The sequence below is a fragment of the Finegoldia sp. genome (genome assembly GCF_046991905.1).
Classification (GTDB): Bacteria; Bacillota; Clostridia; order Tissierellales; family Peptoniphilaceae; genus Finegoldia.
In genome coordinates, this window is the sequence record NZ_JBKWZF010000064.1 from 1 (window position 1) to 7,651 (window position 7,651).

The window sequence follows — 7,651 nt, forward strand, 5'->3', positions numbered from 1 at the left end:
AACCTCGACCACCTTATCACCCTTCATCAGCGAGAGGTAGAAAAATTGCAGAATATAAAAAAATCATGTCTTGAAAAGATGTTTGCATAAGCGAAAAAAGTGATTTTAATATGATGTAGGGTAAATGACTTACTAAAACTGTAAAAAATGAGAGAGGTAAATCGAAAAAATAACTAAAAAAATAGATTTTGATTAAAACAGGAAAAAACGAAAATATGTAACCGAAGAAATATCTAAATTAACTGTTATTGATTAAAGCAAAAATTACGGATTTTTTCAGAAAAACTTTGAGAATTATTAAAATTTCAAAAGTTCTTGGGAACAGCGTAAGGCAAAAGAACTATGTTCTATTTCGACTGGTAAAAGCAATACACAGGATAGAATAGAAGATGGTAAATATCCATTTTATGTGAGATCGCCTATCGTTGAAAGAAGTAATAGATACCTATTTGATGAAGAGGCTGTTTTGACTGTTGGAGATGGAGTTGGAACAGGTAAAGTGTTTCATTATGTGAATGGAAAATATGACTTACACCAGCGTGTTTATAGGATGTTTGGCTTTTCTGAAGAAATTTCAGCTAAGTATTTTTACTACTATTTTTCAAATCATTTCTATGACAGAGTTATGGCAATGACAGCAAAAACATCTGTAGATTCTGTTCGTTATGAAATGATTGCAGATATGGAAATATCTTTGCCAAATAAACAAGAACAAATATGTATTTCAATGTTATTTGAACAACTTGACAACCTTATCACCCTTCATCAGTGTAAGGAATCAGCTTTTTCAGAGTGGAAAGACAGTGGTTTTTTACAAAAACACAAAACAACTTGGGAACAGCGTAAGTTAGAAAGTTTGGTCATTGACCATAACGCAGGAGTTTATATAAGAAAAGAAGATTATGGTTCGGGTACAAATGTTATAGGTGTTGGAAATATATATGATAATGATATTTTTGATGGAGAAATTTATAGACTTGGACCAGTTAATGATGACAAATTTTTGCTTGAAGAGAATGACTTAATTTATGGAGAATCATCACTTGTTCCAGAGGGAATAGCAAGAACAGTTTGTGTTGGGAAAAATGGTGCAGGTAGTGCATTTGCATGGCATACACGTAGAGTGAAATTAGATCAAAATATTGTTGATTCTCATTTTGCAACATTGGAGCTGAATTACAATGTTTCAATACGAAAATATTTAATGAGCGTATCTACACAAACAGCATTAACTGGAATGACAACAGAAGGATATTTCGGTGCAACATTGGTACTCCCTTCTGTTAAGGAGCAAGCTGTGATTAGCGAGTTTTTTAAGAACCTCGACCACCTTATCACCCTTCATCAGCGAGAGGTAGAAAAATTGCAGAATATAAAAAAATCATGTCTTGAAAAGATGTTTGCATAAGCGAAAAAAGTGATTTTAATATGATGTAGGGTAAATGACTTACTAAAACTGTAAAAAATGAGAGAGGTAAATCGAAAAAATAACTAAAAAAATAGATTTTGATTAAAACAGGAAAAAACGAAAATATGTAACCGAAGAAATATCTAAATTAACTGTTATTGATTAAAGCAAAAATTACGGATTTTTTCAGAAAAACTTTGAGAATTATTAAAATTTCAAAAGTTCTTGGGAACAGCGTAAGGCAAAAGAACTATGTTCTATTTCGACTGGTAAAAGCAATACACAGGATAGAATAGAAGATGGTAAATATCCATTTTATGTGAGATCGCCTATCGTTGAAAGAAGTAATAGATACCTATTTGATGAAGAGGCTGTTTTGACTGTTGGAGATGGAGTTGGAACAGGTAAAGTGTTTCATTATGTGAATGGAAAATATGACTTACACCAGCGTGTTTATAGGATGTTTGGCTTTTCTGAAGAAATTTCAGCTAAGTATTTTTACTACTATTTTTCAAATCATTTCTATGACAGAGTTATGGCAATGACAGCAAAAACATCTGTAGATTCTGTTCGTTATGAAATGATTGCAGATATGGAAATATCTTTGCCAAATAAACAAGAACAAATATGTATTTCAATGTTATTTGAACAACTTGACAACCTTATCACCCTTCATCAGTGTAAGGAATCAGCTTTTTCAGAGTGGAAAGACAGTGGTTTTTTACAAAAACACAAAACAACTTGGGAACAGCGTAAGTTCGATGAAGTGTTTGATTGTACTATACCTAACAACACCTTATCCCGTGCAGAACTGAATTATGAGAGTGGGTCTGTAAGGAATATTCACTATGGTGATATTCTCATTAAATACGGTTCTGTTGTAGATGTTCAAAACGATGAAATACCTTTTGCGACAGGAAAAAGCAGCGACGATTTCAAGGGTGCATTATTACAAGATGGCGATATTATAATTGCTGATACAGCAGAAGATGAAACAACCGGAAAAGCCTGTGAAATAGGTAATTCACAAGGGTTAGATGTCGTGTCGGGACTCCACACTATGGTTTGTCGTCCACGCGATAAAATGGCATTGGGTTATCTCGGTTATTACTTAAATTCAGACGCTTATCATCATCAGCTTTTACCTCTTATGCAAGGTATTAAAGTTTTATCATTGAGCAGGACTAATGTTCAGAAAACAATGGTGTGCTATCCGAAAAGTAATGCTGAGCAGCAACTAATTGCGGACTGTTTTCGCAACCTTGACAAGCTTATCACCCTTCATCAGTGTAAGGAATCAGCTTTTTCAGAGTGGAAAGACAGTGGTTTTTTACAAAAACACAAAACAACTTGGGAACAGCGTAAGTTTGGGGAAATGGCTTCTTCTTTCGAATATGGATTGAATGCAGCGGCAAAAGAATATGATGGAGAGAATAAATACATCAGAATTACAGATATTGATGATAACACACGTGAATTTGTATCAGATAGTCTTACATCTCCAGACATTGATTTAACTGACGCTGAGAAATACAAGTTATCGGCAGGAGATATTTTGTTTGCCAGAACAGGAGCAAGTGTTGGAAAATCCTATATTTATAGGGATAATGATGGATTAGTTTATTATGCTGGTTTCTTAATTCGAGCAAGTATTAATGACGAATACGATGCGGAATTTGTATTTCAAAATACGCTAACAGACAAATATAAGAAGTACATTACAGTGACTTCACAACGTTCTGGGCAGCCAGGAGTTAATGCACAAGAATATTCAGAGTATAAAATACAAGTCCCTAAAAAGGAAGAACAGATTAAAATCGGAAAGTATTTCCGAAACATTGACAAACTTATCACCCTTCATCAGCAAAAGTTAAAATTGCTAAAGCAAATCAAAAAAGCGATGGTGAATTGCTTTTTTACAGAAAAATATACAGAAAAAAATAGAAAGGAGCCAGAAAATATGACTTTTAAATACGAATCTGACTTTGAAGAAGCACTTATAAAGGTGCTTTCCAATAAAGGGTGGGAAAAAGAAGTTATAAAATATCCTACAGAAAAGGATTTGTTAGAAAACTGGGCAAAAATCTTATTTGATAACAATCGAGGGATTGATAGATTGAATAACTATCCTTTAACAGATGGGGAAATGCAGCAAATTTTAGAGCAAATCAATTCTTTGCGTACACCTATTAAGTTAAATACATTCATCAATGGAAAAACAGTTTCGATAAAAAGAGATAACCCTAATGATGTAGAACACTTAGGAAAAGAAGTCAGCTTAAAAATATATGATAGACGAGAAATAGCAGCTGGACAAAGTAGATACCAAATCGTTCAGCAACCGGTGTTTCCAAGAAAATCAAAAATACTGAATGATCGTCGAGGCGATTTAATGCTTCTGATCAATGGAATGCCGGTTATTCATATTGAATTGAAAAGAAGTGGAGTACCGGTTAGTCAAGCTTACAATCAAATTGAAAAGTATTCAAAGGAAGGTGTTTTTACTGGCTTGTTTTCACTTGTTCAAGTTTTTGTAGCGATGACACCAACTGAAACAAGATATTATGCTAATCCGGGGGTAGATGGACAATTTAACCTAGATTACTATTTCCAATGGGCAGATTTTAACAACGAACCAATAAATGATTGGAAAGATATTGCTTCTTCTCTACTTTCAATTCCAATGGCACATCAGCTGATTGGCTTTTATACCGTAGCTGATGAATCTGATGGAATACTTAAGGTTATGCGTAGTTATCAGTATTATGCAGCAAGTGCAATCTCAGATAAAGTTGCTAAAACCAAATGGGACGAGAAGAATCAGCGAGGCGGATTTATTTGGCATACAACTGGTTCCGGTAAGACTATGACGAGTTTTAAATCAGCTCAGTTGATTGCAGATTCAAGGGACGCTGATAAAGTAGTTTTCTTAATGGATAGAATTGAGTTAGGAACGCAGTCATTAGGAGAATATCGTGGCTTTGCCGGTGAGTCTAAAGGAATAAGCAATGAGCAGTCCAGTGTAAAAGCAACGGAGAACACATATACACTTATTTCTAAACTAAAGAGTGACTCACATCTTGATACTTTGATTGTAACTTCTATACAGAAAATGAGTAGAATTAAAGATGAAGATGGAGGATTGAATGCATACGATATTGAAAAGATTAACAGTAAACGAATTGTGTTTATTGTCGATGAGGCTCATAGATCCACATTTGGGGATATGCTTCTAACTATAAAAAATACATTCCCAAATGCCATATTTTTTGGATTTACCGGTACTCCTATTCAAGAAGAAAATCAAAAGAAGATGAGTACAACAACTACAGTTTTTGGTAATGAACTTCATAGATACAGTATTGCTGACGGAATTAGAGATAAAAATGTTTTAGGCTTCGATCCATACAGAGTTATGACTTATAAGGATAGTGATGTGCGTAGAGTTGTTGCACTTGAAAAAGCAAAGGCAAAAACGGTTGAAGAAGCTTTACAAGATCCTAAAAAGTCCGAGATTTACTATAAGTATATGGATTCATCTAAAGTAAAAATGGCTGGTTATATTGGCGATGATGGAAAATATGTGAAAGGAATCGAGGATTATATTCCTAATTCTCAGTATCAAACAGAAGAACATCAAAATAAAGTAGTTGAAGATATAGTAGATAAGTGGGTTGATTTAAGCCATGCTTCAAAGTTTCATGCGATTTTTGCGACAAGCAGCATTCCAGAAGCGATTGAATACTATCGTTTATTAAAAGATAAAATGCCATCATTAAAGACAACATGCTTGTTCGATCCGAATATTGATAATGGCGGAAGTGTTCAATTCAAAGAAGAAGGATTGGTTGAAATTATAGATGATTATAATAAAAAATATGACCAAGAATTTTCTATTGGAACGCATGCAGGATTCAAAAAAGATATTGCATTAAGATTGGCTCATAAAGAATATTATAAAACCATTGATCGAGAACCGGAAAAACAACTTGATTTGTTAATTGTAGTAGATCAAATGCTAACTGGGTTCGATTCAAAATGGGTAAACACATTATATATGGATAAAATGCTGGAGTATGAAAATATAATACAGGCATTTTCGAGAACAAATAGATTATTCGGTCCTGACAAACCATTTGGAACAATCAGATATTATAGAAAACCTCATACAATGGAACGAAATATAAATGATGCTGTTAGTCTTTATTCCGGTAACAAGCCAATCGGTTTATTTGTAGATAAACTATATAAGAACCTCAAAAAAATGAATGAATTGTTTGGGGATATTAAAGATTTATACAAGAATGCCGGTGTAGAAGATTTTTCCAAACTTCCAGATGACAGAACTGTTGTCGCAAAGTTTGCTTCTTTGTTTAGAGAATTCAATGAGTATTTTAGAGGCTGCTAAAATTCAAGGCTTCAAATGGAATGAGTTGTCATATAAGTTTGTAGATGAAGATGGCAAAAATGATGAAATAACAGTTGATTTTGATGAAACAACTTATCTTATTTTGGTTCAGAGATATAAAGAAATTCCGAGCGGAGATCCGATAGGACCGGGTGGAGATGATGTTCCGTATGATTTGGTAGGATACATTACCGAAATTGATACCGGAAGAATTGACGCCGACTATATGAACAGTCGATTTGAAAAATATCTAAAGGCACTTCATAGTGATGAACCTCTGAAGATTTGAAAGAACTAGCATTAAATGAGCTACATAAGTCGTTTGCTACATTAAATCAAGAAGAACAAAAATATGCGAATATCTTCTTACATGATGTGCAACGGGGAGATGTTATCGTTGAAGAAGGAAAAACGCTGAGAGATTATATTACTGAGTATCAATTTAAGGCTAAAAATGATCAAATCCATCGTTTCGCAGATACCATAGGAATTGACGAGGACAAGCTTAGAGGTATGATGGGCTTAAAATTAACAGAAACGAATATCAATGAATTTGGAAGGTTAGACGAATTGAAGAATACAATTGATAAATCGAAAGCAAAAGCCTACTTTGAAAACAAGGAAGGTATAAAGCTTAATCCACCAAAAGTAAATATTAGAGTAGATAAGCTTGTACGAGAGTTTATCTTAAAAGGTGGCTTTGAGATTGATTAACTAATTTCAAAAACAACCATAAATATCGAATCTAATGCTAATGGAGTCAAGGGTTTTCCTTGACTCTTTTACTTTAGCGTGGGAACAGCGTAAGGTATCGGATATGTTCAAAATTACTCGTGGTAATGTACTTCCTGTTACTATGACAGCTGAAAGTCAGAGCGATGAAAAGCCATATCCTGTATATTCCTCACAGACAAAAGAACAAGGCTTGATGGGGTATTATAAAGAATACTTATTTGAAGATGCAATAACATGGACGACAGATGGAGCCAATGCAGGAACTGTGAATTATAGGTCTGGAAAGTTCTATTGTACCAATGTTTGCGGGGTATTATTGTCTGATAATAACAAAGCAAATCAAATGGTTTCGGAAGCATTAAACAGAGTTTCAAAGAGTTATGTTTCGTATGTTGGAAATCCTAAACTTATGAACAATGTTATGGCAGATATAGAAATAAAGGTTCCTTGTTCTTCTATAGAGCAAGAGAAAATTGGAAAGTATTTTGAACAGCTCGACCACCTTATCACCCTTCATCAGTGTAAGGAATCAGCTTTTTCAGAGTGGAAAGACAGTGGTTTTTTACAAAAACACAAAACAACTTGGGAACAGCGTAAGTTAGGAGAGCTTGGTGAAATATTAACAGGATCGACACCATCAACTACACAAACGGAGTATTATTCTGACGATGGTATCCCTTGGGTAACACCAACAGATATCAATGCGAATTTGATATATGATACGCCGAAAAAATTGAGTGAGGAAGGAGCCGAAATAGGAAGAGTTGTTCCAGCAAATACAATATTGTGCACATGTATTGCAAGTATTGGAAAAAACGCCTTATTAACGGTAAAAGGAAGCTTTAATCAACAGATTAATAGTCTTACTCCAAGCAAAGAAAATGATGCGTATTTCCTTTTGACAGAGAGTGAATTATGGTCGAATACTATGAAAAGAATGGCAGCCTCAGGGACTATGCAGATTGTAAATAAAACAGAGTTTTCTGAACTACAAACAATGGTTCCAAGCCTACCAGAACAACAACAGATAGGAGAGTATTTTCGTAACCTCGACCACCTTATCACCCTTCATCAGCGAGAGGTAGAAAAATTGCAGAATA

General features: G+C 34.2%; 4 protein-coding genes and 2 pseudogenes. All 6 read left to right on the top strand.

Annotation, left to right across the window (positions count from 1 at the left end; genetic code table 11):
* Window positions 1-322: 322 nt before the first annotated feature.
* A pseudogene (locus tag ACLUJM_RS11935) lies at window positions 323-1,408 on the top strand (restriction endonuclease subunit S); the annotation flags it as partial.
* 232 nt (window positions 1,409-1,640) lie between these two features.
* Window positions 1,641-2,684 (top strand): annotated as a pseudogene (locus tag ACLUJM_RS11940) (restriction endonuclease subunit S); the annotation flags it as partial.
* Complete coding sequence (locus tag ACLUJM_RS11945; protein ID WP_412412898.1) at window positions 2,682-5,816, top strand: HsdR family type I site-specific deoxyribonuclease; 3,135 nt, start codon at window positions 2,682-2,684, stop codon at window positions 5,814-5,816. The pseudogene ACLUJM_RS11940 and the gene ACLUJM_RS11945, both read left to right, overlap by 3 nt.
* Entirely contained in the window at window positions 5,794-6,105 is a 312-nt protein-coding gene (locus ACLUJM_RS11950) for a type I restriction endonuclease subunit R, EcoR124 family (protein ID WP_412412895.1), read from the top strand. The genes ACLUJM_RS11945 and ACLUJM_RS11950 overlap by 23 nt, the downstream gene beginning before the upstream one ends.
* Window positions 6,102-6,530, top strand: a complete 429-nt coding sequence (locus tag ACLUJM_RS11955) for a type I restriction endonuclease subunit R, EcoR124 family (protein WP_412412896.1) — start codon at window positions 6,102-6,104, stop codon at window positions 6,528-6,530. The genes ACLUJM_RS11950 and ACLUJM_RS11955 overlap by 4 nt, the downstream gene beginning before the upstream one ends.
* Before the next feature lie 103 nt (window positions 6,531-6,633).
* A partial coding sequence (locus ACLUJM_RS11960) for a restriction endonuclease subunit S (protein WP_412412897.1) occupies window positions 6,634-7,651 on the top strand: 1,018 nt, incomplete at its 3' end.

What these genes read in the sequence shown, in the direction of transcription:
- ACLUJM_RS11950 (WP_412412895.1), top strand. Translation starts at nt 5,794, where the DNA reads ATGAGTATTTTAGAGGCTGCTAAAATTCAAGGCTTCAAATGGAATGAG.